This is a genomic window from Rhizobium sp. LEGMi-198b (genome assembly GCF_054114205.1).
In genome coordinates this window covers 297,865-324,190 of the sequence record NZ_JBSYVH010000008.1, presented here as the reverse complement: position 1 = coordinate 324,190, position 26,326 = coordinate 297,865, and the positions used below count along the sequence as shown (strand labels likewise).

The following is a 26,326-nucleotide window of genomic DNA, read 5'->3' as shown; positions in this document are numbered from 1 at the left end:
CCCTTCGCGAGAGGAAGAAAGTAAACGCAAATACAACTATAGAGAGAAAAAGAGGTAAGCTACATGACTGTCTTCAAGAAAACGAAATCTCTGATGGCCGGCATTGTCGCCGTAGCCGCCATCGGCCTCGGCTCCGCTCATGCGGCGGAAAAGTTCAATCTGAGCCCGGATACGTCGAACCGCGTCCGCGCGGAAAAGGACGATGCGGCGATCAAGGCCATCGCGTCCAGTTTCAAATTCGTCAATCCCGGCAAGTTCACCGTGGCAATCAATCCCTGGGATCCGCCGGTCTCGACCTATGCCACGGACGCCAAGACGGTGGTCGGCACCGATCCAGAGATCGCACAATTGCTCGCGGATTCGCTCGGCCTTGAGCTCGACCTCGTGCCAGTTGCCTGGGAGGATTGGCCGCTCGGCGTCTCCTCCGGCAAGTATGATGCTGTCATCAGCAATGTGACGGTCACCGAGGAACGCAAGGAGAAGTTCGATTTCTCCACCTATCGCAGGGACGTGCTCGGCTTCTACGTCAAATCCGATAGCAAGATCACCGCGATCAAGGAACCGAAGGACGTTGCCGGCCTCAAGGTCATCACCGGCGCCGGCACCAACCAGGAGAAGATCATCCTGGAATGGGACCGGGAGAACGTCGCCGCCGGGCTGAAGCCGATCGAGGTGCAATATTATGATGACCGCGCCGCAGCCGATCTGGCGATCCAGTCTGGCCGCGCCGATGTCGAGTTCAACCCGAACGCCACGCTCGCCTATAGCGCATCCATCAAGGGCGCGACCAAACTGGTCGGGACCGTTAGTGGGGGCTGGCCGGTGTCGGCGGAGATCGCGGTGACGACGCGTAAGGGTGCCGGTCTTGCGGACGCGGTCACCATCGCGCTCAACGACCTGATCAAGGACGGCAAATATGGCGAGGTGCTGAAGCGCTGGAGCCTTAGCTCCGAGGCGGTCGAGAAGTCGCAGACCAATCCGCCCGGCCTGCCGAAAAGCGGCTCGTAATCGTCTCTCGAACGCAAGACGGCCGGCTCGCTCGCGCGAAGCCGGCCATTCATGAAGATAGGATATGGAGAAGGCTCCCATGACAGGTATACCGGCCATCCGGGCATGTTCATTCGCTTTGATGATGACGGCGCTGGCGTCCTTCGGCGCGGCCCGTGCCAATGATCTAACCTTCGACTTGAGCCCCGGGCAGCCGGGCCGCATTCACGTCGGACGGGACGAGACCGCGATCGCCGCTATCCCTAAGGATTTCAAGTTCGTCACGCCGGGCACGTTCACGGTTGCCGTCGCACCCGGCGGGCCGCCGCTTGCCACCTATGCGACGGATGCCAAGACCGTGGTCGGCGCCGATCCGGATATCGCCTATGCTATTGCCGATAGCCTCGGACTGAAGCTGGAACTGGTGCCGGTCGCATGGATCGATTGGCCGCTGGGTCTTACCTCGGGCAAATACGATGCCGTCATCTCCAATGTCGGCGTTACCGAGCAGCGCAAGGAGAAGTTCGATTTCTCCACCTATCGCCAGGGCCTGCACGGCATCTATGTCAAGTCGGACAGCAAGATCGGCTCGATCAAGGAGCCGAAGGATGCGGCCGGGCTCAGGTTCATCGTAGGCGCCGGCACCAATCAGGAGCGCATCCTGCTCGAATGGAGCAAGGAGAACGTGGCGGCCGGGCTGAAGCCGCTGGAGCTGCAATATTACGACGACGATGCCGCAAGCCTGCTGGCCCTGGCGTCTGGCCGCGCCGATGTGATCGTGCAACCGCATGCGCAGCTCGTCTACATCGCCGCCCGCGACAAGAACATCAAAAGCGTCGGTACGCTGAGCGCCGGCTGGCCGGATCGCTCGGACGTGGCGGTGACGACGCGCAAGGGCAGCGGCTTGGCCAATGCACTGACCGTTGCCGCCAACGATCTGATCGCTACCGGCACCTACGGAAAGATTCTCGATCATTGGCATCTGGCGGAAGAAGCCCTGCCGAAGTCGGAAACCAATCCGCCCGGCCTGCCGAAATATTGATCGCCCGACGGCATCGACAGGAGCAAAACATGAGCGGCCGCAAGGTATCCATCAGCCATATCGGTTTCCTCACCCCCGGCAACTATCCGGACGAGGATCCACTGTCGGGGTTGGAGCAGACCCTCCAGCAACTGCGATATGGGGAAGAGCTGGGCTTCGACAGCGCCTGGGTCCGGCAGCGACATCTGGAGCCCGGTATTTCGTCGGGCACCGCCTTCCTGGCGGCGGCAACCCAGCGCACCAGCCGGATTCAATTGGGAACGGCGGTCATTCCGATCGGCTATGAAAGTCCCTATCGGTTGGCGGAGGATCTTGCCACCGTCGATGTCCTGTCGCGCGGGCGGCTGAATATCGGCGTCAGCGCCGGACGTCCACTGCACGCCGACCTGATCGCGCCGCTGGTCTTCGACGGCGACTGGACGATCAACGATTTTTCCCACGATCGCGTCCTGCGCTTTGCCGACAATCTGCGCGGTACCCATCTCGGCGACGAGCGGACCTTCATCAAGACGCCCTTCGGTCCGATCCGGCCGCGTCTACAGCCCTATGCCAAGGGGCTGATCGACCGGATTTGGTATGGCGGTGGATCTCAGCGCTCGGCCGAATGGGCCGGCCGCAATGGCTTCAACCTTTTGACCGGCAATGTGATTACGGGCGAGGGAACCGATGATTTCTTCGTTGCCCAGTCGCGATTGATCGAAACCTATCGTGCCGCCGCCGGGCCAAAGCGCCGTATCGCGCTTGGGCGCGTCATCGTACCCTTCGACAGCGCCGATGCCGCCACCCGCCGCCGGTATCAGGACTATGCCGCCGGCCGCGACGGGCGGACGCTATCACCGCAAGGTGAGAAGCGCACCCTGTTTGCCCGCGATATCGTCGGCACCTCGGACGAAATATTGGAACGGCTCTTTGCCGATCCGCTGCTGCCTGAGGTCAGCGAGTTGCGGCTGGAACTGCCTTACGAATTCGAGCACGAGCAGTACCGCCAGATCCTCCACGATTTCGTCACCCGGATCGCGCCGGAACTTGGCTGGCCGGGTGCACCCTCGAGCGCGCATGGCGGAGAGGAAAGACGCTCCGCCTAACTTGCCGGCAGGTAATTCGGCGCTTGCATCGGTGCGGAGGTCCGCGCTGACGGCAGCGCTGCGCGCCCAATCAGACACTGATTTCCCCCAACCAGCGCTTAAAGTGCTTGAAACCTGTCGATGTCCTGTCCCTGTGTCCTCCAAGGCACGGTCCAGGGATAGCCGACGCGCGCGCCTTGCCAAATCAAACTCATCATACATGTTAGCGATATCCGTTTACAAGTTTGGCAGGTTGCAAGTATGGGCACCAACTTGACATACGACTTCGCGCAGTGCTTTTCTCACCGCCTACGCCCAGCAAGAGAGGTATCGACGTGGCCGTTCAGCCAAAGTCCCAGACTGAAGCCAGGTCGCAGACGCTGGTTGCGCGTCTCAGCAATACGCTGCGTCGAGCCATCGCCAGCGGACAGTTTCCGCCCGGAAGCAAGTTGCCGAGCGAATCGCAGCTCACGGAGACCCACGGTGTCAGCCGCACGGTCGTGCGCGAGGCGATCGCAGCGCTGAGGGCCGACCGATTGGTCGAGGCGCAGCAGGGGGCAGGGGTCTTTGTGCTCGAATCGCCGGCGTTGCCGGTCCTCTCCTTCGGAAATCTCGACCAGGCCCGGGTTTCGTCCGTCATCGAGCTTTTGGAGCTTAGAACCGCTGTAGAGGTCGAAGCCGCCGGGCTTGCCGCGTTGCGGCGGTCGCCGGCGCAGGAAGAGACGATCTTCGAGCGGCATCAAGCGCTGCGCGACTGTCTCAATGCAGGCGTTCCGACGAGCGAAGCCGATTTCGCTCTCCATCTCGCCATCGCCGAGGCGACGAACAATTCGCGTTTCCGGGAATTTCTTTCGATGATCGGGCCACGGATCATTCCGCGCGCGGCCATGCGCGAAGGCGAGCTCGAGTCCGATCAGGATGCCTATATCCTGTTGATCGACGAGGAGCATCGTCAGATCGTCGTGGCGATATCGAATGGCGACGAAGAGGGCGCCCGCGAGGCCATGCGCAGGCATCTGCGGGGCAGCCAGGAGCGCTATCGCGCGCTTCTGCGCGAACAGCGCAAACCTGTATGATGAGTCGTTGACAGGGAAGCGTCATACATATATGACAACTTCTGCCTGAGGAGGCAGAAGAGGAATTCCTGATGACGCCGCAAGAAATCAAGGCCGCGCTGGGCGCAGGCTTGTTGTCCTTTCCTGTTACGCATTTTGATGCGGAGGAGAAATTCCGCTCCGACAGCTATCAGCGTCATATCGAGTGGCTGTCGGGCTATGACGCGCCGGTATTGTTTGCAGCCGGGGGTACGGGCGAGTTCTTCTCACTGTCGCCGAACGAGATCCCGACCATTGTCAGGGCAGCCAAGGAGGCGGCCGGCAAGACGGCGATCGTGTCCGGCTGCGGCTTCGGCGCACATGTCGGTGTCGAGCTGGCGCAGGCGGTCGAGAAGGCAGGCGCCGACGGCATCCTGCTTTTGCCGCATTATCTAATCGATGCGCCGCAGGAAGGGCTTTACGCCCACGTCAAGCGCATCTGCCAATCGGTCGATATCGGCGTCATGGTCTATAACCGCGACAACTCGGTGCTTTCGGTCGATACGCTGAAACGCCTGTGCGACGAATGCCCGAACCTGGTGGGTTTCAAGGACGGCACCGGCGACATTGGCGGAGTACGTCAGATCACCGCGACTATGGGCGACCGGCTGACCTATCTTGGTGGCATGCCGACAGCCGAACTTTTCGCCGAGGCCTATCTCGGGGCTGGCTTCACCACTTATTCCTCGGCCGTCTTCAATTTCGTGCCAGCACTTGCCGTCGAGTTCTATAAGGCGCTTCGCGCCGGCGAACGTGCGCGCTGCGAGACGATCCTGAAGGACTTCTTCTATCCCTTCATGGCCATCCGCAACCGCCGCAAGGGCTATGCTGTCGCTGCCATCAAGGCCGGCGTCAGGCTTCAGGGTTTCGAAGCCGGCAGGGTACGGCTGCCTCTCGATGATTTGACCGCCGAGGAAGAGGCCATGCTCGACAAGCTCATCGCGCCCTGGAGGCGGTGAGATGATGACCGTCGCCCGTTCTTATCGCCTCGAACATCGCTGGCCTCTGTACTCGGCAGAGATTGCCTTCGATGCGGCGGCGGTTGAATTTCGTACGGAGGACAAGTGACATGCTGGTGCGCACGCTCTCAAGCACTCCGCCTCACATCACCCTTCCCAAGGGAACGGTAGACACGCAGATGCACATGTATCTGCCCGGTTTCCCGGCGCAGCCCGGCGGCCCCGATCTGCCGGCGGGCAGTCTGCCGACATCAGACCAATATCGCCAGGTGATGGGCTGGCTCGGCATAGACCGCGTGGTCATCACGCAGGGCAATGCCCATCAGCGCGACAATGGCAATCTTTTGGCCTGCCTTGCCGAAATGGGCGATATCGCCCGCGGCGTTGCCGTCATCGACGCCGAAACACCGGAGGCCGAACTCGACAGGCTCGCTGAGGCCCGTGTCGTCGGCGCGCGCATCATGGATCTGCCGGGCGGCGCGATCGGCCTTGATGCGCTCGAAACCATCGATGACAGGGCGAGCGCGCGTGGCTGGATGCTGGCCGTGCAATTCGACGGCAGCCATATTCTCGAACACGAGCCCCGGCTGGCGCGGCTGAAATCCCGTTGGGTGCTCGATCATCACGGCAAGTTCTTTGCCGGGGTGACGCCGGAGAGCCCGCAGGTCAGGGCTGTGCAGCGGCTGATCGACAAGGGCAATTGCTGGTTCAAATTCGCTGGCTGCTACGAATCCTCGAAGAGTGGCGGCCCCGCTTATGAAGATATTGCCGCTGTCGCGCGCGATGTGGCCGCCCACGCGCCGGAACGGATCGTCTGGGGCACGAACTGGCCTCACAATCTGGCGCGGCAAAACGCTGACTATCCCGACGACGCAATGCTCACGGACACCGTGCTCGGCTGGCTGCCGAATGCGGACGGCCTCAGGCTTGCCCTTGTCGACAATCCCGAGGCGCTTTTTGGCTTCGCGCCCTTCCGGGGCGCAATGCAGTGAGATTTCGGCCGGGACGGGGAGGTTCCGGCCTTCGTTGAGGAGGGGAGATGATGAATATTGCCGGCATCTTGGGAGCCCGAGGCGGCTGCGCTCTTGTTGGACCGGCCGCTGGGCCCAACTCAGCATTCCAAAAATAACAACCGTTTTCAGCCCGCCGGTGACTTGAATTTCCAGGCACGAAAGCGGGCGGCCATTCTTGTTTAGTGATTAGGAGAGAGGGAAACAATGAAGCGCAGCACCAGAATCATTACGACAGCATTCGCCGGCCTTCTTGCACTCGGCACGTTCACGATGGGACAGGCCCGTCAGTTCCGTTCGGCCGATGTGCAGCCGCCGGATTACCCGACCGTCAAGGCCGTGCAGTACATGAGCGATGAACTCAGCAAGGCAAGCGATGGGAAATATACGATCAAGGTCTTCCCGAACTCGCAGCTCGGCAGCGAGAAGGACACCATCGAGCAGGTCAAGCTCGGGGCACTCGACTTCATCCGCGTTAACTCCGGAACGCTGAACACCATCTGCCCGGCAATGATGGTGCCGGTCCTGCCGTTCCTCTTCCACGACAAGGCCCAGATGCGTACGGTTCTCGACGGGCCGATCGGCGATCAGATCCTGGCGGACTGCGACGCCCACGGCCTCGTCGGCCTCGCCTTCTACGATTCTGGTTCGCGATCCTTCTACACCACCAAGCCGGTGCGGAAGATGGAGGATCTCAAGGGCCTGAAAATCCGCGTGCAGCAGTCCGATATCTGGGTGGCGATGATGAAAGCGCTCGGTGCCAACGCCACGCCGATGCCAACGGGCGAAGTCTTCACCGGCCTCAAGACCGGGCTTATCGACGGCGCGGAGAATAATTGGCCGAGCTACTATAATTTCCATCACTACGAACTCGCCAAGTACTATTCGTTGAGCGAACACTCGATGGCTCCCGATGTCCTGCTGATGTCGAAGCGCGTCTATGACAGCTTCACCCCGGAAGAGCAGGTGCTGGTGCGCAAGCTCGCCAAGCAGTCGGTCGTCTATATGCGTCAGCTCTGGGACGCGATGGAAACGACGTCTGAGGAGAAGGTGAAGCAGGCAGGCGTCGAGGTGATCCCGCTGGACAAGGCGCCGTTCGAAGCCGCCATGCAGCCGATCTATGACCAGTTTGTCACCGATCCGGCGCTCAAGGACATGATCACCCGCATCAAGGCAACGAAGTAGCGAGGTCTGCCGGGGGCGCCGGTTGCGCCCCGCATCGCCTGCGATCACCTTCCCCGACGTCCAGAGGATGGCGAAGCGGAGGGGATCGATCAGCATCACATTGTCAATCCGAGGAGACACGCAATGGGCGCGCATATGCATGCATTGCCGGCAGATCCCGCCGTGCGTTCGCAAATGGTCCGCACCACCACCAATACCACAGGCTTGCTCGGCGCCTATTTCGCCTTCCACGCGTGGCTCTCGCGCATCTGCCTGATGATTGCAGTCATCGGGACAATTCTCATCGTTGCAGCCGTCCTCTATCAGATATTCGGGCGCTACGTGCTCAACGACTCCCCGGCCTGGACCGAGATATTCGCGCTTGTGGTCATCCTTTACGTCACCTGCCTGGCGGCAGCGGTCGGTGTCCGCGACGGACGCCATATCGGCATGGACTCGCTCCTGAATTTCGCGCCCGAAGGGGTTCGTCTGGGGGCCGAGGTTATCGTCTATCTCGGCATGGTCGTCTTCGGCCTGTCGATGGCCTGGAGCGGTGGCGAACTCAGCATCGAGATGGCGCCTTACATCAATCCCGGCCTGCCGATTTCACAGGCCTGGAGCTATGTGCCGCTCGCGGCCGGCGGCGTGCTCATCGCCCTGTTTGCCGTCGAGCGCATCGTCGCCGCCGTCCTGAAAATCAAGGTTATACCCTCATGGCATTGATCATTCTCTGCGCAACCTTCGTGGGCGGGCTGGTGCTCGGCATGCCGGTCATCTTCGCCATCGGCCTGTCGTCGATCGCCACGGTGCTCTATGAAGGGCTGCCGCTGGCCGTCGTCTTCCAGCGCATGGCGTCGGGCATGGGCACGTTCTCCTTCCTCACCATTCCGTTCTTCATCTTCACCGGCGAGCTGATGATGTACGGCGGCATTGCCGACCGGATCATCCGCAGCTCCAAGGCGATGGTCGGCCATGTGCGCGGCGGGCTCGGTATGACCAACGTCGTCGCCTGCACCATGTTCGGCGGTGTCTCCGGTTCGCCGGTCGCAGACGTTTCGGCCATGGGCTCGGCGCTGATCCCCCTGATGAAAAAGGAAGGGATCGATGCGGATTACGCGGTCAACGTCACCACCTATTCCTCGCTCGTCGGCGCGCTGATGCCGACCAGCCACAATATGATCATCTATTCGCTCGCCGCCGGCGGTCTCGTGTCGATGAACGCCTTGATCATGGCAGGCGCTATTCCCGCGCTGATCCTGACGGTTGCCAATGTGTTGACCGCCTATTTCGTCGCGCGATCGCGCGGCTATAGCCGCGGCGAGTTTCCGGGCTGGGCGGAAGTCTGGCGCAGTCTCGCAGCCGCAGTTCCCGGCCTTTTCATCATAGTCATCATCGTCGGCGGCATCCTGTCCGGCGTCTTTACCGCGGCGGAGGCCGGTGCAGTCGCTGTCCTCTACGCGCTGCTTTTGACGATTTTCGTCTATCGCAGCCTATCCTTCGAAAACTTTCTGAAGGCGGTGGCGAAGGCGACCAAGACGACGGGCGTCGTGCTGCTTTTGATCGGCATCTCGACGATGTTCGGTTATCTGATGAGCATCTACGGCGTTGCCGACATGGTCGGTGAGGCGCTCAGCCATGTCAGCACGCAGCCATGGGTGATTTTCATCCTGGTCAACATAGCGCTGTTCATCTTCGGCATATTCCTCGACATGGCCGCGCATATTCTGGTGTGCACGCCGATCTTCCTGCCGATCGTCACGCAATACGGCATGGATCCGGTGCAGTTCGGTATCATCGTGTTGTTGAATTCGACCATCGGGCTCAACACCCCGCCGGTCGGTGCTGCCTTCTATCTCGGCTGTGCCATCGGCGAGGTGCCCGTCAGCAAGGTGATCCGCTCGATCTGGCCGTTCATGGTCGCGCTCTGGACCACGCTCATGATCGTCACCCTCATCCCGGAAACCTCCATGTTCATCCAGGATCTCTTCCGGTAGGCTAATCGGCTGCTGTCAGGCTGCGCTTATCAGGCCAGGGTTAGCCGCCCTGGCCTGCACCTTTTGCGTAGCTTCCCGCCGGCTCACGACCCATGGCACGCTATCCCCGAGGTTTGGGCGACAAGCGGAAGACAACTGCGAAGATCATATCCGACCCTGTAGAAGAAGCTGCCCACAGGTTCGCCATGCTTCGTAACCTGCTGTTCTTTGATGTCGCTTATCCGGGAAAACAGCGGATCAAGAGAAGCCCGCTCCAGGTCGCCCCTTTTCAGTCCGAAAAGAATGACGGTGCGGCCCTGCAGGTCGGCGGGTTTGAACCAGTAGCTATACATCAAGCTATCCTGGCCGAGTGCGCCCCGTCCCACGGAGGTCTGAACGGTATCGTCGTCGGTGCGATTGTAGAAAGCGATCTCGCTTGCCACGAAATACTTGTCCATTCCGGCGAGCAGGACCTGCTTACCCGTTTCCTGCTCGATACTATGCTCGATCAATCCTGTTTCACGACCGAATTCCTGCCATGCGACAGGTAGCGTCCGGATATTGCCGAAGTGACCGACCATCGGAAATCCGAGGACGAGATAATGCAAACCAAGCCCGTAGAGCACGAGCATGGTCATCACCGTCGGAACCCATAGCCGCCGCAGTAGACCGTCGAATTTCGATACGCTGCTACCGGCCGCGACGATGGTCGCCGAGATCGCCGGCAGAAGGGCAAGCCAGAGCGGCCCCGTCCAATTCAGCTTGACCTCGTGAAACAGGCTGAATGCGACGAAGACCAGTAGCGGAACGATCGTATAGATCTTGATGAAGAGAGATCGGCGGGCAGCTTCCGCGTCCGTCTTCGTCGCAAATGTCACGCTGTTTCTTGTCACCAGCGCGGCCAGCGCTGCTACCAAACCTACTGGCGTCAGCAGGATCGCGACACTGCTGACCAGCAAGGGAAGCGAGAAGGTCTTTGTGCTTTGCAGACGGTCCGCACTCTGGAAGGCGAATGATGCCCAGCCATGCGTCGCATTCCAATAGATCACCGGTGAGAAAAGTACGGCAGCGAGCACGGCGGCAAGATAAGGTTCTGGCCGCAGTAGCCAACGTCGCGCCCTGGGATCGAGAAGGAGAAAGATTAGCGTGGCGGGGCCGAGGAGCGCGATCGTATATTTGGAGAGCATTCCGAGGCCGACACACAGGCCGACTCCCCACCAGGCCCGACGCTTTCCCGCTATCAGCGCACGCTCCAGAAAATAAAGCGTTCCGGCCCATGCGGCCGTCAAAGGTACGTCCGGCATCATCATGAAGCCGGTGGAAAAGAAAAATGGCAAGATGGCGATAAGCAGCACGCTGACGAAGGCTGCCGACTTGCCGAACAGATTGCGCGAGAAGCCGAAAGCGAAGAAGCCGGCCACGATCCAGGCGAGATAAGCGCCGATGCGGACGCCAAATCCTGTGTTGCCAAACAGGCTCGTTCCGGCCCATATCAGCCAGGCAACCATCGGTGGATGGTCGAGATACCCGATGTCGAGATGCTGCGCGTAGTTCCAGTAATAGGTTTCCTCCGGCACGAGATCGACAAGCCCGAGATAAACCAGTCGCAAAGCGAGGACATAACCCAGCACGCCGATTGCGGCCACGCGCCACCGGACGTCGGATGGCATGCGCGGGTTCTCAGACGGGAACACGAAGAAGGCATTGCCGAGATAATTGACGACAGAGGCGGCCCCGACGCCGAGAATAATGGCGGCCTGAGCGGGCCATCCTAGAAGGTCGACGGCGCCGGCAAGCACACCGCCCCGCAAGGCAAAAGCAAGCAGGCAGATGGTCATGAAGCGGATGTAGCGTCGCCAATCCCGCTCATGAAGCCGTGGTCCATTGCTTGCAAATGCCCATCTGGAGTTCAGAATGTAGTTGGAGATCGTGGCGACGGCAAAGCTGACGAGATGGGCCGTCACCAGACCGAATCCCGCCCCGAAGAGAATCTGGAAGATCAGTAGGTCGAGAGCCAGGCCGATGAGGCCGACGCCCGCAAAACGGGTCGCGTTCCCAAAGGAAACCGCGCCTCCGGCAAGGACCAGCAGACGGCGGGCATAGTCTATCATGTGCCCCCATCCGATTTTCGTTTGCCCGTGCACTCGATCACGAAAGACGATCGGGATCTCGGTCAGTCGAAGTGCGTCACCACCTTCAGCGATGATCTCCAGGCCGATCTTGAAGCCGATTGCCTTTGGATCGATTGCCAACAGCCGCTCCTTGCGCACGGCGAAGAAGCCGGACATCGGATCCCGCATATCGGTCAATGGCCATGCCAAGGCGCCGCCGAGGCGCGAGAGGAGCCGGCGGGAGCGCGGCCAATCCGGCGTGGCGCCGCCTGGCACATAGCGGCTTCCAACCACCATGTCGCTGGTCCCGTCGATAATGGGACGAACGAGGTTGCCGATCTCCTCCGGCGGATGGCTGAGATCGGCATCCATGACCACGACGATGTCGCTACGGGCATATCTCGCAGCCCACAGCACATCTCCAGCCAGACCGCCCTTACCGCCCGAGGAAATGAGCCTGACGGGCGCCTTGCCTTCCCATGCCCGCACGCGCTCGATCGTGCCATCGGTCGATCCGCCATCGGCGATCAGGACCTCCAGCGCGATATCTTCACCGGACTGCGACAACAGGGAGGACAGGAGAAGATCGATATTGTCGGTCTCATTGAGGGTCGGAACGATAACCGAGACGGATTGCGAATATTTTATCGCCTTGTCAGGAGAGCCGTCGGGCTCGGAAACAAGAGCTTTGCCGGTCGCCGTCAGTGACCGATCCGAAATATTGCGGGAATAGTTCACAGGCTTACAGACGATGACAAAGCGCTGGAGCGAGGAGACGTCAGTACAGCCCTAAACCAATACGGTGGGATCTGAACGCGCGAATAATAACTTTGGGTCTGCACTTGCTTCATGGGAGATGGCTTTCTGTTCCGATGCGGCGCGACTATCGGCAATGACGCTGACAGCCACCTGAAGACCGTTTTTAAGTCTTTGCTGAAGCGGTAGGACCCAAACCGCGCCGAGCCGCCGGCCGGCGTCGAGCCAGGGTTCCGTAACGTGATGGTCATTCAAAAGCCATAAAGCTGGGGAGGCTCGGGGCGGTATAGACAGATCAAACGTCTCTTCGCCACCCATCGGCAGCATGTCTGTGACAGCAGCTTTTCAGCTTTGGAGAGTTGCGCTCGCCGGACCGGGTTTCAATCCACAGGACCTGAATGAGTAGGTTCGCCGCGACCAAAGCAGATTTGCGAGGTTCAATGCGATGCACCCCATCACAGACCGTGTTCCAGTTTCCATTATCATTTCGAACTACAATTACGCACGCTTCCTGCCGCGCTGCATCGACAGCGCGTTGGAGCAAAGTTACGACAATACGGAAGTCATCGTTGTCGACGATGCCTCGACCGACGATACGGTCGGTGTCCTGGCCTCCTATGGGTCCCGAATCAGGACCTGCTTGAAAAAGACGAACGGCGGGCATGGAGCGGCGTTCAACACCGGTTTTGCAGCGAGCCGGGGTGAGGTCGTCCTCTTTCTCGACGCCGATGATTATCTCTACCCGAACGCCATATCGGAGATCATAGACGCCTGGGAAGACGATGCCGTCCAGGTGCAGTTCAGATTGCACATGGTCGATGAGGACATGCAGGTAAAGGACGTATTCCCACCTCCGGAGCTCCCGTTCGACTCCGGCGACGTCACCCCAAAGCTGCTGCAGAGGGGACGGTATCAGACGACCGTTACCAGCGGCTTGGCGTTCAAACGCTCGGCTCTGGAGGTGGTCATGCCCGTTCCGGAGACGGATTTCCGCCAAGGCGCCGATGGCTATCTTGTCACCGTAACGCCTCTTCATGGAAAGGTGACGTCGATTGAAACCTGCCTTGGAGCTTATCGCATCCACGGTGCCAATCACTCCGTCTTTGCGGAGAAACTCGGCCAGCGCGCGCGCTGGCGAATGGAGCATGACTTCCATCGGATCGACGCCTTGTCGGATCAGGCGGCCGAGATCGGCTTGACGGTGCCGGAGGATGTCAATCTCCATGATCCCGTTCATTTGGAAGAGCGGCTGGCATCGCTTTGCATGGACAAATCCAAGCATCCCATGGTCAGCGATTCCAGATTTGCGCTCGGTACCGCCGGTGCCGTCGCCAGCCTGGAAATGAATGCCTCACTCCGGCGGCGCGCGATGCTGGCGGCATGGTTTCTTTCCGTCGGCGTTCTTCCCGGCCGCATGGCGAAGGCGATCTTGTCGTGGAAGCTGGTCGCCTCATCGAGGCCCGCCTTCCTGTCGCGCCTTTCGAAAACCATCCGCCACGCCATCGGGTAGGTTTTTGCAGAGCATGGCGCAATCCGGTCGTCGGTATTACATTGCGTCGATCTGAGACGGAGTGCGATGAACTTGGCGCAAAGAGCTGGCAACGCTGATCTTCCCCTGCATGGTGGGCGGGTGCCGAAATGGCTTGGCGACCGGATGACGCGCCTGGGCGCCGTGATTACCGAGGCGGTGGTCCAACATTATGGGCGCGACGAACTGCTGCGGCGGCTCGCCAGCCCTTTCTGGTTCCAGTCCTTCGGCGCCGTCATGGGCATGGACTGGCATTCCTCCGGCATTACCACCAGCGTTCTCGGCGCGCTGAAACGCGGTCTGACACCGCTCTCCGGCGAACTTGGAATTCACGTCTGCGGCGGCCGCGGCGCTCAGTCGCGCAAGACGCCGGACGAACTTGCGGCCATCGGCAATCGTGTCGGCATCGACGGTGCAGCACTCGCGTCGACAAGCCGACTTATCGCCAAGGTGGATAGCGCTGCACTTCAGGATGGGTTCGATCTCTATCTGCACGGTTTCATCGTGACGGACGACGGCAAATGGGTCGTCGTCCAGCAGGGCATGAACGGCGATCGACGGCAGGCGCGGCGGTATCATTGGCTGTCCGAAGGGCTGACGAGCTTTCTCGATTCCCCGCATGCGGCCATCGAGGGTAGAGATCAGGGGCGGATCGTCAATCTTGCCGATCGGCGCGCCGATCGGTCGCGAGCAGGTCAGCTCGATCTGCTGTCATCGTTAGGCCCGGACAGGATCGTGCGCGAAGTCGCCGCGCTGGAAGGAGAGCCGAAGGCAGTTGCCAAAAATCCCACGCAACCCATGTTGCCACATCTGATTATGCCGGCCCATCACGATGTTCGCGAAACCGATGTGAACATGCGGCGCCTGCACGGGAACCTGGCGGCAGCCGCCGATCGCGGGCCGGTGGATTTCGAGAGCTTGCTGCTGACGCCCGGCGTCGGCGCCAGAACGGTCAAGGCACTGGCAATGGTTGCCGAGGTCGTGCATGGCGCTCCCTATCGCTTCTCCGATCCCGCCCGCTTTTCGCTGGCGCATGGCGGCAAGGATCGCCACCCGTTCCCAGTTCCGTTGAAAGTCTACGACGAGACCATCAAAGTGATGAAATCGGCGGTGCGGAAAGGGCGGCTCGGCCGTGACGAGGAGCTACAGGCGCTGAAGCGCCTGGACGATCAGTCCCGCATGCTGGAGCGATATGTCACTGGTCCCGACCTCAAGGAGATCGTTGCCGGCGAATTCGACAGGTCCGCTTTTTACGGGGGACGCAGCGTCTTCGGCTGGGAGCCTCCCGCCCATCCCGAAGACGAGACGGAAAGGCGCCGGCAGCCTTCAAAAGGCTGACAAGGGGCTTCCGCGCCAAAGGGAACATAATCCCTGCTCGATTGTTGACGTTCATATGATCGGCGCAAGGAGCAGGACGATGATGACGAATGCTGCAAAAGAACTGGCGACGGAATATTTGCGGTTGGGCGGCCATCGTTTGCTGGTGATGGACGACAACATCCTATCGACGAATTGCTGGGAGCCGGACACGCCTGAGGCGGAGAGCTTCTGGAGCGAGCGCATCGAGACGCTGAGCCTCAGACGCCGCAATGAGGTGCTGTCCTTCCTGCCGTCAATCAACGCCGTCTGATCCAGGCCGGCCATCGGCAATCTCTGAAACGCGCAGTGTCCGCACAGCGCCAGCGAAAGACGATTGTGGCCGACCGGCGGGATCTCATTCTCAAACCGTGAGGAGAGAAACGATGAGCGTCATGAAAGCTGTGCGCATCCACGCATTCGGCGGTCCGGAAGTCCTTCGCCTCGAGGAAATCGAACGTCCTGAGCCTAAGATCGACGAAATCCTGATCCGGGTCGAAGCGGCCAGCGTCAATCCTGTCGACTGGAAGATGCGCGAAGGAAACTATCCGGCTGTCCAGGAAGAGGATTTGCCCTACGTGCTCGGCCGAGACGTCTGCGGAACGGTCGAGAAGATGGGGGACGGGGTCGCTGCATTTCGGCCAGGCGACGCGGTCTACGCCTTTCTCAATCCGAGGCACGGCGGCTATGAACAATTCGTCATCGCCAGGCCGGAAGAAATAGCGCCGAAACCGCGATTGATGAACCCGGTGCAGGCTGCCGCAATTCCGCTGGCGGGCATCACTGCATGGCAGGGCCTGTTCGATCATGGCGAGCTCCAGGCCGGCCAGCGTGTCCTCATCCATGGCGGTGCGGGCGGCGTCGGCCATTTGGCGATTCAATTTGCAAAGGCAAAAGGCGCCTGGGTCGCGACGACGGTTTCCAGCGCCGACATGGATTTCGCGCGCTCCCTCGGGGCCGATCAGGTCATCGATTATAAGAGCGAGCGGTTCGAGGACGCGATAGAGCCCGTGGACATGGTGTTTGATCTGATCGCTGGCGAAACCCAGGATCGGTCGTTCGGTGTGGTAAAGCCGGGTGGAATCCTCGTTTCGACGCTGACCCAGCCCGACAAGAACCGTGCCAGCGAGCTCGGGATACGCGCCGTTCGCTATACGGCGCAGCCGAACGGCGCGCAGCTTGCCGAAATCAGCCGCCTGATCGAAGAGGGAAAGGTGCGCGTGGAGGTTCGCCGCGTCTATGCGCTCGAACAGGCCCGCGCGGCGCAAGAGGCAATTCAAAACGAACATAATCGCGGCAAAATCGTCTTGCGGGTCGAGCATTGAGGCACGCCTCATCGGTGAGACGCGCCTAACCTGCGTGTTTACCCAATGCCCCAATCTTATGGAGATTCGTGCATTTTCGATATGCGCGGCAGTTCGTCTTAAAGTTTGGTCTGATCGGCTAGCCGGTCTTGGTCATATTGCTCCGCTCCCGGCAGAGGCTTCAGCCAGCTTTCGCGCCGCTTTACCCAAAGTTCGTAGGTCGGAACCATGTCGGTCGGCGCGATATCGAGGCTTCCGAGCTTGATCTCGGCTTCGACGTCGTCAATCGCAAAAACATGCGATCCACATTGAGGGCAGAACCTCCGCCCTTCGTAGACGGCTGTCTCGCCCGTCGTCGAGAAAGCTTCAGCCTTCCATATTCCGAAAAACGTAAAGGCCGAGCCGCTTTCCTGTCGGCAGTCGGTGCAATGGCAGATGCCGACGCGGTTCGGCTCGCCGCTGACGGAATAGCGCACCCTTCCGCAGCGGCATGCTCCATGTCGCAAAGTCATTTCAAAAGCCTCCGTTCGCTTTTTTTTGGCCAGGACAACATGAGCGCAACCTGACACCTCATGTGAACGGGAAACACGCGACATTGGCGAAATGTTCCCGGTATCGACAACCGACGCCGACGACGCAGCCCCATGGCAAAAATTGACCGATCACCCAAATTGATTAACGAACGTAGTTAATTTTTTAATAATTTTGTGTTTACTCATGGAACTAAGCGCGGGGCTAGCCGTTTCCGCGCCGCACCGGAGGAAACATGATGAATTTCAAAATCGTCACCGCTCAGTCCGAAGTGGAAACCGAAGACACCGGAACCTATCCGGATGGCATGATGGAACACGATCGTATCGACTTTTCCTCAAGTCGCGAGAAGCGTAACCGCAGATCTCACGAGCGCGATTACGGTGCCAGCAAAAAGCTTGCGCCTATTCCGGTCGGCTTGGTGTAAGCCGGCCGTTCGGTGATACCTGGATCGCTTCGGGACCACATCTCGCGGCGATAAAGCCTCCGCGGGTCTAGCTTCGGCCGCTGCTCTGGCCGGTCGTCAAATGTACAGCGCCGCCATTTTACGCCAGGCACCGGCCCGATGGGCACGCCCGCCCCAGACATACAGTTGATGTCCGACCTGTTTGTCGACGAGAAGCCGGCTCAGGTTGCGGTTGTTGTCGAGGAAGGGATCGGCGTCCCCGATGGTGAGGACGATGTCGATCTGGCGCAGCCTTTCAAGCTGCCACTCGCAGGCAAGCCCTGGAAGGAAGTGCATCGGCGTGTGAAAATAGATATCGTCGTCGTAGTAACCCTCGAAGAGATCGCCAAAGGATTCGACCTTCATCGTCAGATCGTAACGGCCTGAAAAGGCAACCAGCTTGCGAAAGAGGTGAGGGTGGCGAAAGACGAGGCTGGCGGCCTGGAAAGCGCCGAGGCTGCAGCCGTGTACGATGGTGCAGTCATGAGGGTTTTTCTGCGCCATCAGCGGCAGAACTTCGTTCAGAATATATTCCTCGAACGCGGCATGCCGGCGAATGCGCTCGGCCGGATGGTGCCGGGATCCGTAAAAGGTCTCGGTGGCGAGACCCTCGATACAGTAGAGCTGCAGATGACCGGCCTGCAATTTGTCGGCAAGGCTGGCAACGACGCCAAGCTGCTCGTACTCCCAGAAACGCCCGTCCCTCGTCGGAAACATCAATACCTTGGCGCCGGCGTGGCCGAACACCAATAGCTCCATCTCTCGATGCAGGCGCTGGCTGTACCAGCGCAGGTATTCCCGATTCATGGCACCTTGAAAAATCGTCGGACTTTTTCATGAAGGAGCGCATTCTGCTCGCTGCTGCCAACATAATCGAAATGGCCAGCGTCGAGGATGAAGATTTCGTTAAATTTTGCCAACGAATTCGCGACAGCGAATTGGCAAGGCGGAGCCACCGCCGGATCGAAGAGTGCCGGAGCGACGAGCATCGGAACCTTGATGCGGGCAGCCGCGCTCGCCGCATCGAACAGGCGCAAGGTCTCAAGCACGCTTTCGTGCTTCTTCTGGTATGCCTGGACGGATTGGGCGCTGCCGATTGTCGGCAAGGTCATCCACAGCGACCGGTGCCCGAAGGTCGGGACCACGAGATGCCCGCGATCGATCCGGGTATCGAAAGGGATCGCCAGCGCCCCGATACCGCCGCCGAAGCTGATGCCGCTATAGCCGATATGCCCCGCCAGCCAGGGATAAAGGGCAACAAGCGTCGAGACGGCAAGCCACAGATCGTCGACGCAGCCGCCGATAATGTAGGAATCCGGCTTTTCGATACCGTAGAGAACATGCCCGCCGGGATCGTTCGGAATCGGCGGATGAGCGCTGAGGGACAGCCCGCGAAAGCAGGGGAATAATACGGCCGTATCTTTCACCGGCAAATCGAGGTCGGGCAGATCTCGCCCGCCATAGCCGTGCCCGACGACGAGGCCGCGCCGCACCGGCCCATCACGGGGAAGAAGCAGCCAGCCGCCGATCTGAAACGCGCCGGTCGATGTGTAGGTCATGTCGAGAACATGCCAGTCGGGATGTTCGATTTTGCTGCGAAGGAGTTTCGGCTGAGGATCGACCGCAGTCGCGCGCCGATACCGCTCGCTCCAAAAATCGTCGAAACCCGGCGCCGCCTCCGGCGGTTCGATCGCGAGGAGCTGTTTAAGCTTCATGCCATAGGTTGGATCGAAGGCGAAAGGATGTGTCGTTGGAACGCTCATGTGATGCTTGTCCCGTGAAAGAATGGGCGAAGCAAGGCCGGAACGTTCGCAATACTGACAAAACCTCTTTCGATCACATTAGCAGTCGAAGATATAGAGTGCTAAAATCTTGCTCGTCTCCTTGAAAACGCAATTTCCGGAGCCAGATCAAATTTCACCGGAAGCTGGAGGGCTTCGGCACCTATCCGGACGGTTGTCCGGCCCGGTCAAGGGGCATTGATCATCATTGTTTGCCATGGAGGAGAACATGACGTTCCGACCGCTTCACGATCGCATTCTCGTTCGCCGCGTCGAGTCTGAAGAAAAGACCAAGGGCGGCATCATCATCCCCGACACCGCCAAGGAGAAGCCGCAGGAAGGCGAAGTCATTGCCGTCGGTCCCGGGGCTCGCAATGAGGCCGGTCAGATCCAGCCGCTCGATGTCAAGGCGGGAGACCGCATCCTGTTCGGAAAATGGTCCGGCACGGAGATCAAGATCGACAATGAAGACCTGCTGATCATGAAGGAAAGCGACGTTTTAGGTATCATTGATGTCCAAGCGGCAGACCAGAGGGCCGCCTAAGCCGTTTTCTTTCAAGCATTAGTCAAAACTGTGCCGCCTATGGAGGAGTAAAAAAATGGCTGCCAAAGAAGTCAAATTTCACACCGATGCTCGTGAACGCATGATGAAGGGGGTGGATATTCTCGCCAATGCGGTCAAGGTGACGCTCGGTCCGAAGGGTCGTAACGTCGTCATCGACAAGTCCTTCGGCGCCCCGCGCATCACCAAGGATGGTGTCACCGTCGCCAAGGAAGTCGAACTGGAAGACAAGTTCGAAAACATGGGCGCCCAGATGCTGCGAGAAGTCGCCTCCAGAACAAGCGATATCGCCGGCGACGGCACGACGACCGCAACCGTTCTCGCCCAGGCCATCGTTCGCGAAGGCGCCAAGGCGGTCGCCTCAGGGATGAACCCGATGGACCTGAAGCGCGGTATCGACCTTGCCGTCGACGCCGTCGTCAAGGAACTGAAGACCAACGCCCGCAAGATATCCAACAATTCCGAGATCGTTCAGGTCGGCACCATCTCAGCCAATGGCGACCCGGAAATCGGACGCTATCTCGCCCAAGCGATGGAAAAGGTCGGCAACGAAGGCGTCATCACCGTAGAAGAAGCCAAGACTGCGGAAACCGAACTCGAGGTCGTTGAAGGCATGCAGTTCGACCGCGGCTACCTCAGCCCCTACTTCGTGACCAACCCGGAAAAGATGCGGGTGGAGTTGGAAGATCCTTATATCCTGATCCACGAGAAGAAGCTCTCCAATCTTCAAGCCATGCTGCCGATCCTGGAGGCTGTGGTGCAATCCAGCAACCCGCTTCTGATCATTGCCGAGGATGTCGAAGGCGAAGCGCTTGCGACGCTCGTCGTCAACAAGCTGCGCGGCGGCCTGAAGATCGCCGCCGTCAAGGCTCCTGGCTTCGGCGATCGCCGCAAGGCCATGCTGGAAGACATTGCCATCCTGACGGGCGGCACGGTCATTTCCGAGGATCTCGGCATCAAGCTGGAAAGCGTCACGCTGAATATGCTCGGCCGTTCCAAGAAGGTGATGATCGAAAAGGAGAACACCACCATCATCGATGGAGCCGGAGCGAAGAGCGAGATCGATGGGCGTGTCACGCAGATCCGTGCCCAGATCGAAGAAACTACCTCCGACTACGACCGCGAAAAGCTGCAGGAACGCCTTGCCAAGCTCGCCGGCGGCGTCGCCGTCATCCGCGTTGGCGGCTCGACCGAAATCGAGGTGAGGGAAAAGAAGGATCGCGTCGACGACGCTTTGCATGCGACACGCGCCGCCGTTGAGGAAGGTATCCTGCCAGGTGGTGGCGTGGCGCTGCTGCGCGCCGTCAAATCGCTCGACGGGCTGAAGGCAGAAAATGACGACCAGCGCGTCGGTGTCGAGATCGTCCGCCGCGCAATCGAAGCGCCTGTCCGCCAGATTGCCGAGAACTCCGGCGCTGAGGGCTCGATCATCGTCGGCAAGCTGCGCGAAAATGCCGATTTCTCGTTCGGCTGGAACGCTCAGACCAACGAATATGGCGACCTCTACGCCATGGGCGTGATCGACCCAGCCAAGGTGGTGCGCACGGCGCTGCAGGATGCAGCCTCCATTGCGGGGCTATTGGTGACGACAGAAGCGATGATCGCAGAGAAGCCGAAGAAGGACTCCGCACCGGCCTTGCCCCCCGGCGCCGGAATGGACTTCTGAGAATTCCGAGGTGGCTCGCCCGCTCGGGCGGGCCATCGTCGCGGAGATTGACGAAGACGCTCGGACAACCGTTTGGCTCTGTCCGGGACTTTGTATGCCTATGCTCTTGGCGCCTCGGGGAGGTTGGGCGCTATGCTGGTCTGACTTACAATGGAACTAGTTGCTTCCATCGTTCTTGCGCGCTTTGGCGCTGTCATTGCTGGATGACGAGATTGTCTTGCCGTCAGGCTGCTGACCAAAATAGGTTCCGCCTAGATGGCCACCGGCGCTGGTGTTTTTTACTTGTCGTTCGGCTCGCTTCTGGAGCTTGTGAACGTCGCTTTTGCTCATTTTTTGTCTCCATTGTTCAAGTCGTACATTGGAACAACTGAGACAGACGGGATGGGTTCCCCAGATTTTCGAGATCGAAATCTTCAAAAGGTCTTGCGAGGAAGGGCGGGAACCGGCAAGTCCGCTTCTCGCTACCGGCTCTATTATCGGCAATATGGCAGCTTCATCCCCTATTGGCCGGCGCCGAAAAAGGCGAGCCGGTTAAGCGCCGTATAGTGCGATTCCGATACCATCAGAGCGACGAAGACAAGCACCAGGACCGGCGGAACCAGGATGGCGTAGATCAACGCCAGCCGTTCCCACGCCATGTGCATGAAGACAGCGACGATCAGCCCCGCCTTCAGGATCATGAACAGCAGGATCAGAAACCATCGGAAATAGCCCTGAATGCCGAGATAGTCGACGAGATAGGAGAAGGTGCTGAGGACGAAAAGCAGTCCCCAGACCACCATGTAGAGCCTGATTGGATGCTGCTGTCCGGAATGTGCCTGCGTCTGTGCCATGATGCCATCCTCACCACAGATAGAAGAATGCAAAGATGAAGACCCAGACCAGATCGACGAAGTGCCAATAAAGCCCCATGATCTCGACGATTTCATAATGGCCCTTGCGGCTGGTGAAAAACCCGCGTCTTCCTTGATCGAAATCTCCCCGCCATACCTTGCGTGCCATGATCAGGAGAAAAAGGACGCCGATCGAGACATGGGTGCCGTGAAAGCCGGTGATCATGAAAAAGGACGAACCGAACTGCGCCGCACCCCATGGGTTTCCCCAGGGGCGGACGCCCTCCGTAATCAGTTTGGTCCATTCGAATGCCTGCATTCCGACGAATGTCGCGCCAAGGGCTGCCGTCACCAGCATCAGCACAGCCGTCTTGCGGCGATCATGGCGGTATCCGAAGTTGACGGCCATGGCCATCGTGCCGCTGCTGCTGATGAGGACGAAGGTCATGATTGCGATCAGGATCAGCGGGATTTCCTGGCCGCCGATCTTGAGCGCGAAAACCTCGCTGGGATTGGGCCAGGGGACGTTGGTCGACATGCGCGCCGTCATGTAGGCCAGCAAAAAACACCCAAAAATGAAGGTGTCGCTCAGGAGGAAGATCCACATCATCGCCTTGCCCCAGGAGACGTTCTTGAACGCCCGCTGGTCCGATGACAGATCGGCCGCGACGCCGCGCAATCCCGCTGGTCGCAGAAGTGGATCGTGTACCGGTCTTTCTATGGATTCGGTCATCGTCGAAGCTCCTCAGGTGACCAATTGACGGCAGAGATCGGCGAAACTGTTTGCCCAGCCGGCGAAGAGCGCAAAAAGAACCAGCCAGACAACGAGCATGAAATGCCAGTAGATGGCGCAGAGATCCACGCTCAGGCGGATTCTCGCCGGCGCGCGGTTGGCGGCTTGGGCGCGGATTGTCGTCCGTCCGAGCACGAAAAGGCCGCCTAGAATGTGCAGGCCGTGCAGCCCGGTGATCATGTAGAAGAAACTGTTCGATGGGTTGTCCGCAAGGAAGTAGCCGGCCGCAACCAATTGCCGCCATGCCAGAAGCTGCCCGGCAAGGAAGAGCACAGCCAGCACGAACGCCACGGCTAGCGCCGTGTTCAGCATCTCGCTGCGCCCAAGACGGGCTTCGGTTTTTGCCCATTGCAGTGCGACGCTGCTGGCGGCAAGCGCGGCGGTATTCACCCAAAGCAGCCGAGGGATCGGGATGCTCCACCAATCGGAGCCGCTGAGGCGTGTAAGATAGGCACTGATGAGGAGCGTGAACAAGGCGCCGACGACGGCGAGAAAGATGCCGAGGCCGACTTTCGCCGCTGTCGCCGGCGATCCCCGCATCTCCGGCGCATCGCCTGCCAAACCCGTCTCCAACCAGGGCTTCGAGGTCAGCCGCTGCCGCGCCATCCACCACGCGATGATGCCGAAAAGCCCAGCCATGAAGATGAGAATGGCGCTCATGACGGCGCCCTTTCGGGCAATCTGCTCGGCGCCGGCTGGTTCTGCGGCAGGAAGTCCTGATCCGCGCCGGGGACGCTGTAGTCATACGGCCAGCGGTAGACGATCGGCAGCTCCTTGCCCCAATTTCCGTGCGCAGGCGGCGTCTGCGGCGTCTGCCATTCCAATGTCGTTGCCCGCCACGGATTGCCGCCCGCCTGCCGGCCCCAGCGAAGGCTCCAGGCGAGATTGAACAGGAACAGAAGCTGAGCAGCGCCGACGATCAGTGCGGCGACGGTGATGAACATGTTCAGCGTATGCGCCGACGGCGGAATGAAGGCCGTTTCGCCCAGTTCGTAATAGCGGCGCGGCACGCCCATCAGGCCGAGATAGTGCATCGGGAAAAAGATCGCATAGGCGCCGAGGAAGGTGATCCAGAAGTGGATATGGCCCATCGTCACGTTCAGCATGCGCCCGGTGATTTTCGGATACCAATGATGGATTGCGCCAAAGATCACCAGGATCGGCGCGACCCCCATCACCATATGGAAATGGGCAACGACGAACATGGTGTCGGACAGCGGCACGTCGACGACGACATTGCCGAGAAAGAGGCCGGTCAGCCCGCCATTGATGAATGTGACGATAAAGGCCAGGGCAAACAGCATCGGCAATGTCAGATGGATATCGCCGCGCCAGAGGGTCAGCACCCAGTTATAGACCTTGATTGCCGTCGGAATGGCGATGATCAAGGTTGTGGTCGCGAAAAAGAACCCGAAGTTCGGATTCATTCCGCTGACATACATATGATGCGCCCATACGATAAAGCTCAGCGCGGCAATGATGACGATCGCCCAGACCATCATCCTGTAGCCGAAGATGTTCTTGCGCGCATGAGTGCTGATCAGATCCGAGACGATGCCGAAGGCTGGCAGCGCGACGATATAGACTTCGGGGTGACCGAAGAACCAGAAGAGATGCTGGAACAGGATGGGGCTGCCGCCCGCTTGCTGCAACTGCTGGCCCATCTCGACGATGGCGGGCATGAAGAAGCTCGTACCGAGCAAGCGGTCGAACAGCATCATGACGGCGGCGACGAAAAGCGCCGGGAAGGCGAGCAGCGCCATCACGGTTGCGGTGAATATGCCCCATACCGTCAGGGGCATCCGCATCAGTGTCATGCCGCGGGTGCGTCCCTGCAGCACGGTGACGACATAGTTCAGCCCGCCCATGGTAAAGCCGATGATGAAGAGGATCAGCGACGAGAGCATCAGGATGATGCCCCAGTCACGCCCTCCAGGCGTACCCGATAGAAGAGCCTGTGGCGGATACAACGTCCAGCCGGCGCCGGTCGGCCCGCCGGGCGCGAAGAAACCGACGACCAGCACGATGACCGCAAGCAGATAGAGCCAGTAGCTCAGCATGTTCGCGTATGGAAACACCATATCGCGGGCGCCGAGCATCAATGGGATCAGATAGTTGCCGAATCCACCGAGGAACAGCGCCGTCAGCAGGTAGATCACCATGATCATGCCGTGCATGGTGATGAACTGATAATAATGCTCCGCGTCGATGAAGGAGAAATAGCCGGGAAAGCCGAGCTGCAGGCGCATCAGCCAGGATAGCACGAGCGCCACCATGCCGATCGAAATGGCGGTCAGGGAATACTGAATGGCGATGATCTTGGCATCCTGACTGAAGACATATCTCGTCCACCAGCTTTTCGGATGATAAAGCTCTACATCCTCGACTTCAGCGGGCTGGATGACCTGCTCGGTGCCGGACCCAATATCGACCATATTCCATCCTCCCTATTCCTTCGACGCGGCCTTCCTCCTCAAGTGCCGATGGCACTTACTTGGCCGCCGACTTTTCCACGGACGCTAGCGATTTCGCGAAAGTCGGCTGCTGCTGCAGCCAGGCTTGATAAGCGGTATCGGTATCGACGACGACCGTGCCGCGCATCTGCGGATGACCGACGCCGCATAATTCCGCGCAAAGAACTTCGAAGGTTCCCGTCCGTGTTGGTGTGAACCAGTAATAGGTCACCGTGCCGGGGATCATGTCCATCTTGGCCCGGAATTCCGGTACGTAGAAATCGTGCAGAACGTCGATCGAACGCAGAAGCATCTTGACCGGCTTGCCGGCGGGGATATGCAGCTCGCCACCTTCGACGATGACGTCGTCCAGTCCCGCGGGATCGCTCTTGTTCAAGCCGAGCGGGTTGTCCGGGGTCACATCGCGCGTGTTCGCCCGCCCGAGCTTTCCGTCCGCGCCCGGCAGCCGGAAACTCCATTGCCATTGCTGACTGACGACTTCGACTTCGCTGGCGTCGGGCGGCACCGTGACGAACTGTTTCCACACGAACAAGCCCGGCGCGAGCATTGCCGCTACGCCGATTGCCGTTCCGGCGGCGAGCCACCATTCCAACCGCTTGTTTTCGGGCTGGTATGCCGCCCGGTTTCCGGCGCGGTGCCTGAAGCGGAGCACGCAATAGGCGATGAACAACACGACGACCGTGAAAACCACGCCGGTGATCCAGAACGTGATGACGATCGTGTTGTCGATATAGCTCCAATTGGACGCGATCGGCGTCCACCACCAAGGGCTCAGCAGATGGAACCCGATCGATCCCACCACCAGCAGAACGAGAATCAATACGACAGCCATCGTCTCCTCCCTGACCCGGCCGCGAACGTTTCCACAATCTCATCGCGAAACGTTTTAGTAT

At 59.8% G+C, this 26,326-nt stretch carries 26 protein-coding genes; 16 read left to right on the top strand and 10 right to left on the bottom strand.

Features of this window, described 5'->3' with window-relative positions; translation table 11 throughout:
* Window positions 1-63 precede the first annotated feature (63 nt).
* From ACXHXG_RS27145 to ACXHXG_RS27105, 9 genes are all read left to right on the top strand, one after another.
* Window positions 64-1,008 carry an ABC transporter substrate-binding protein gene (locus ACXHXG_RS27145; protein ID WP_457901338.1) on the top strand — a complete coding sequence of 315 codons (945 nt, stop codon included), beginning with the start codon at window positions 64-66 and terminating at the stop codon, window positions 1,006-1,008.
* A gap of 79 nt (window positions 1,009-1,087) precedes the next feature.
* A complete protein-coding gene (locus ACXHXG_RS27140; protein ID WP_457901337.1) occupies window positions 1,088-2,029 on the top strand; it encodes an ABC transporter substrate-binding protein in 942 nt (313 codons plus the stop codon).
* A 29-nt stretch (window positions 2,030-2,058) separates the two neighbouring features.
* The gene (locus tag ACXHXG_RS27135; RefSeq protein ID WP_457901336.1) at window positions 2,059-3,114 is read left to right on the top strand and encodes an LLM class flavin-dependent oxidoreductase; all 1,056 of its coding nucleotides are present in this window, start codon (window positions 2,059-2,061) and stop codon (window positions 3,112-3,114) included.
* Window positions 3,115-3,428: 314 nt separating this feature from the next.
* Entirely contained in the window at window positions 3,429-4,169 is a 741-nt protein-coding gene (locus tag ACXHXG_RS27130) for a FadR/GntR family transcriptional regulator (protein ID WP_283051871.1), read from the top strand.
* Window positions 4,170-4,240: 71 nt separating this feature from the next.
* Complete coding sequence (gene kdgD, locus ACXHXG_RS27125; protein WP_283051870.1) at window positions 4,241-5,146, top strand: 5-dehydro-4-deoxyglucarate dehydratase; 906 nt, start codon at window positions 4,241-4,243, stop codon at window positions 5,144-5,146.
* A gap of 110 nt (window positions 5,147-5,256) precedes the next feature.
* Window positions 5,257-6,138 carry an amidohydrolase family protein gene (locus ACXHXG_RS27120; protein ID WP_283051869.1) on the top strand — a complete coding sequence of 294 codons (882 nt, stop codon included), beginning with the start codon at window positions 5,257-5,259 and terminating at the stop codon, window positions 6,136-6,138.
* A gap of 225 nt (window positions 6,139-6,363) precedes the next feature.
* Window positions 6,364-7,341: a TRAP transporter substrate-binding protein gene (locus ACXHXG_RS27115; RefSeq protein ID WP_457901335.1), complete on the top strand. Its 978-nt coding sequence runs from the start codon at window positions 6,364-6,366 to the stop codon at window positions 7,339-7,341.
* Between the two features lie 123 nt (window positions 7,342-7,464).
* Window positions 7,465-8,043, top strand: coding sequence for a TRAP transporter small permease (locus ACXHXG_RS27110; RefSeq protein WP_260304269.1), 579 nt, complete (start codon window positions 7,465-7,467; stop codon window positions 8,041-8,043).
* Window positions 8,034-9,314, top strand: a complete 1,281-nt coding sequence (locus ACXHXG_RS27105; RefSeq protein ID WP_260304268.1) for a TRAP transporter large permease — start codon at window positions 8,034-8,036, stop codon at window positions 9,312-9,314. The genes ACXHXG_RS27110 and ACXHXG_RS27105 overlap by 10 nt, the downstream gene beginning before the upstream one ends.
* Window positions 9,315-9,397: 83 nt before the next feature.
* Here the strand turns inward: ACXHXG_RS27105 and ACXHXG_RS27100 are convergent, their stop codons facing one another.
* A complete protein-coding gene (locus ACXHXG_RS27100; protein WP_457901334.1) occupies window positions 9,398-12,142 on the bottom strand; it encodes a glycosyltransferase family 39 protein in 2,745 nt (914 codons plus the stop codon).
* 463 nt (window positions 12,143-12,605) lie between these two features.
* Between ACXHXG_RS27100 and ACXHXG_RS27095 the strand changes: the two genes are divergently transcribed.
* The 4 genes from ACXHXG_RS27095 (at window position 12,606) to ACXHXG_RS27080 (ending at window position 16,369) form a co-directional block, all read left to right on the top strand.
* Window positions 12,606-13,670 (top strand): glycosyltransferase family 2 protein, encoded by a 1,065-nt coding sequence (locus ACXHXG_RS27095; RefSeq protein ID WP_457901333.1) that lies wholly within the window; start codon window positions 12,606-12,608, stop codon window positions 13,668-13,670.
* 72 nt (window positions 13,671-13,742) lie between these two features.
* Window positions 13,743-15,026, top strand: coding sequence for a DUF763 domain-containing protein (locus ACXHXG_RS27090; RefSeq protein WP_457901332.1), 1,284 nt, complete (start codon window positions 13,743-13,745; stop codon window positions 15,024-15,026).
* Window positions 15,027-15,105: 79 nt separating this feature from the next.
* Window positions 15,106-15,318, top strand: a complete 213-nt coding sequence (locus ACXHXG_RS27085; RefSeq protein ID WP_457901331.1) for a hypothetical protein — start codon at window positions 15,106-15,108, stop codon at window positions 15,316-15,318.
* Window positions 15,319-15,430: 112 nt separating this feature from the next.
* Window positions 15,431-16,369, top strand: a complete 939-nt coding sequence (locus tag ACXHXG_RS27080) for an NADP-dependent oxidoreductase (RefSeq protein WP_260304263.1) — start codon at window positions 15,431-15,433, stop codon at window positions 16,367-16,369.
* Window positions 16,370-16,467: 98 nt separating this feature from the next.
* On the opposite strand, the gene ACXHXG_RS27075 is transcribed toward ACXHXG_RS27080, so the two are convergent.
* The gene (locus ACXHXG_RS27075) at window positions 16,468-16,860 is read right to left on the bottom strand and encodes a GFA family protein (protein ID WP_260304262.1); all 393 of its coding nucleotides are present in this window, start codon (window positions 16,858-16,860) and stop codon (window positions 16,468-16,470) included.
* Window positions 16,861-17,114: 254 nt separating this feature from the next.
* Here ACXHXG_RS27075 and ACXHXG_RS27070 point away from each other — a divergent pair, with 254 nt between their 5' ends.
* Entirely contained in the window at window positions 17,115-17,306 is a 192-nt protein-coding gene (locus tag ACXHXG_RS27070) for a hypothetical protein (RefSeq protein WP_245464099.1), read from the top strand.
* A gap of 96 nt (window positions 17,307-17,402) precedes the next feature.
* On the opposite strand, the gene ACXHXG_RS27065 is transcribed toward ACXHXG_RS27070, so the two are convergent.
* Together ACXHXG_RS27065 and ACXHXG_RS27060 are read right to left on the bottom strand one after the other, a co-directional pair.
* Window positions 17,403-18,131, bottom strand: coding sequence for an esterase family protein (locus tag ACXHXG_RS27065; protein ID WP_457901330.1), 729 nt, complete (start codon window positions 18,129-18,131; stop codon window positions 17,403-17,405).
* On the bottom strand, window positions 18,128-19,087 hold the full coding sequence (locus tag ACXHXG_RS27060; protein ID WP_457901329.1) for an acetylxylan esterase: 960 nt from the start codon (window positions 19,085-19,087) through the stop codon (window positions 18,128-18,130). Before ACXHXG_RS27060 ends, ACXHXG_RS27065 begins: the two co-directional genes overlap by 4 nt.
* A gap of 247 nt (window positions 19,088-19,334) precedes the next feature.
* Between ACXHXG_RS27060 and groES the strand changes: the two genes are divergently transcribed.
* Together groES and groL are read left to right on the top strand one after the other, a co-directional pair.
* Entirely contained in the window at window positions 19,335-19,649 is a 315-nt protein-coding gene (gene groES / locus ACXHXG_RS27055) for a co-chaperone GroES (protein WP_104827297.1), read from the top strand.
* A 55-nt stretch (window positions 19,650-19,704) separates the two neighbouring features.
* Window positions 19,705-21,333 carry a chaperonin GroEL gene (gene groL / locus ACXHXG_RS27050; protein ID WP_104827296.1) on the top strand — a complete coding sequence of 543 codons (1,629 nt, stop codon included), beginning with the start codon at window positions 19,705-19,707 and terminating at the stop codon, window positions 21,331-21,333.
* Between the two features lie 156 nt (window positions 21,334-21,489).
* Here groL and ACXHXG_RS27045 read toward each other — a convergent pair whose 3' ends face one another.
* The 6 genes from ACXHXG_RS27045 to ACXHXG_RS27020 all read right to left on the bottom strand — a co-directional run bounded on the left by ACXHXG_RS27045 (window position 21,490) and on the right by ACXHXG_RS27020 (window position 26,265).
* Window positions 21,490-21,663: a hypothetical protein gene (locus tag ACXHXG_RS27045; protein WP_181316012.1), complete on the bottom strand. Its 174-nt coding sequence runs from the start codon at window positions 21,661-21,663 to the stop codon at window positions 21,490-21,492.
* A 170-nt stretch (window positions 21,664-21,833) separates the two neighbouring features.
* Window positions 21,834-22,166 (bottom strand): cytochrome C oxidase subunit IV family protein, encoded by a 333-nt coding sequence (locus ACXHXG_RS27040; protein ID WP_104827295.1) that lies wholly within the window; start codon window positions 22,164-22,166, stop codon window positions 21,834-21,836.
* Between the two features lie 10 nt (window positions 22,167-22,176).
* On the bottom strand, window positions 22,177-22,899 hold the full coding sequence (locus tag ACXHXG_RS27035; RefSeq protein WP_260304258.1) for a heme-copper oxidase subunit III family protein: 723 nt from the start codon (window positions 22,897-22,899) through the stop codon (window positions 22,177-22,179).
* Between the two features lie 12 nt (window positions 22,900-22,911).
* Window positions 22,912-23,619, bottom strand: a complete 708-nt coding sequence (locus tag ACXHXG_RS27030) for a cytochrome c oxidase subunit 3 (RefSeq protein ID WP_285169819.1) — start codon at window positions 23,617-23,619, stop codon at window positions 22,912-22,914.
* Window positions 23,616-25,394: a cytochrome c oxidase subunit I gene (locus tag ACXHXG_RS27025; protein ID WP_104827292.1), complete on the bottom strand. Its 1,779-nt coding sequence runs from the start codon at window positions 25,392-25,394 to the stop codon at window positions 23,616-23,618. The genes ACXHXG_RS27030 and ACXHXG_RS27025 overlap by 4 nt, the downstream gene beginning before the upstream one ends.
* Before the next feature lie 55 nt (window positions 25,395-25,449).
* A complete protein-coding gene (locus ACXHXG_RS27020) occupies window positions 25,450-26,265 on the bottom strand; it encodes a cytochrome c oxidase subunit II (RefSeq protein WP_283051843.1) in 816 nt (271 codons plus the stop codon).
* Between the last annotated feature and the right edge of the window lie 61 nt (window positions 26,266-26,326).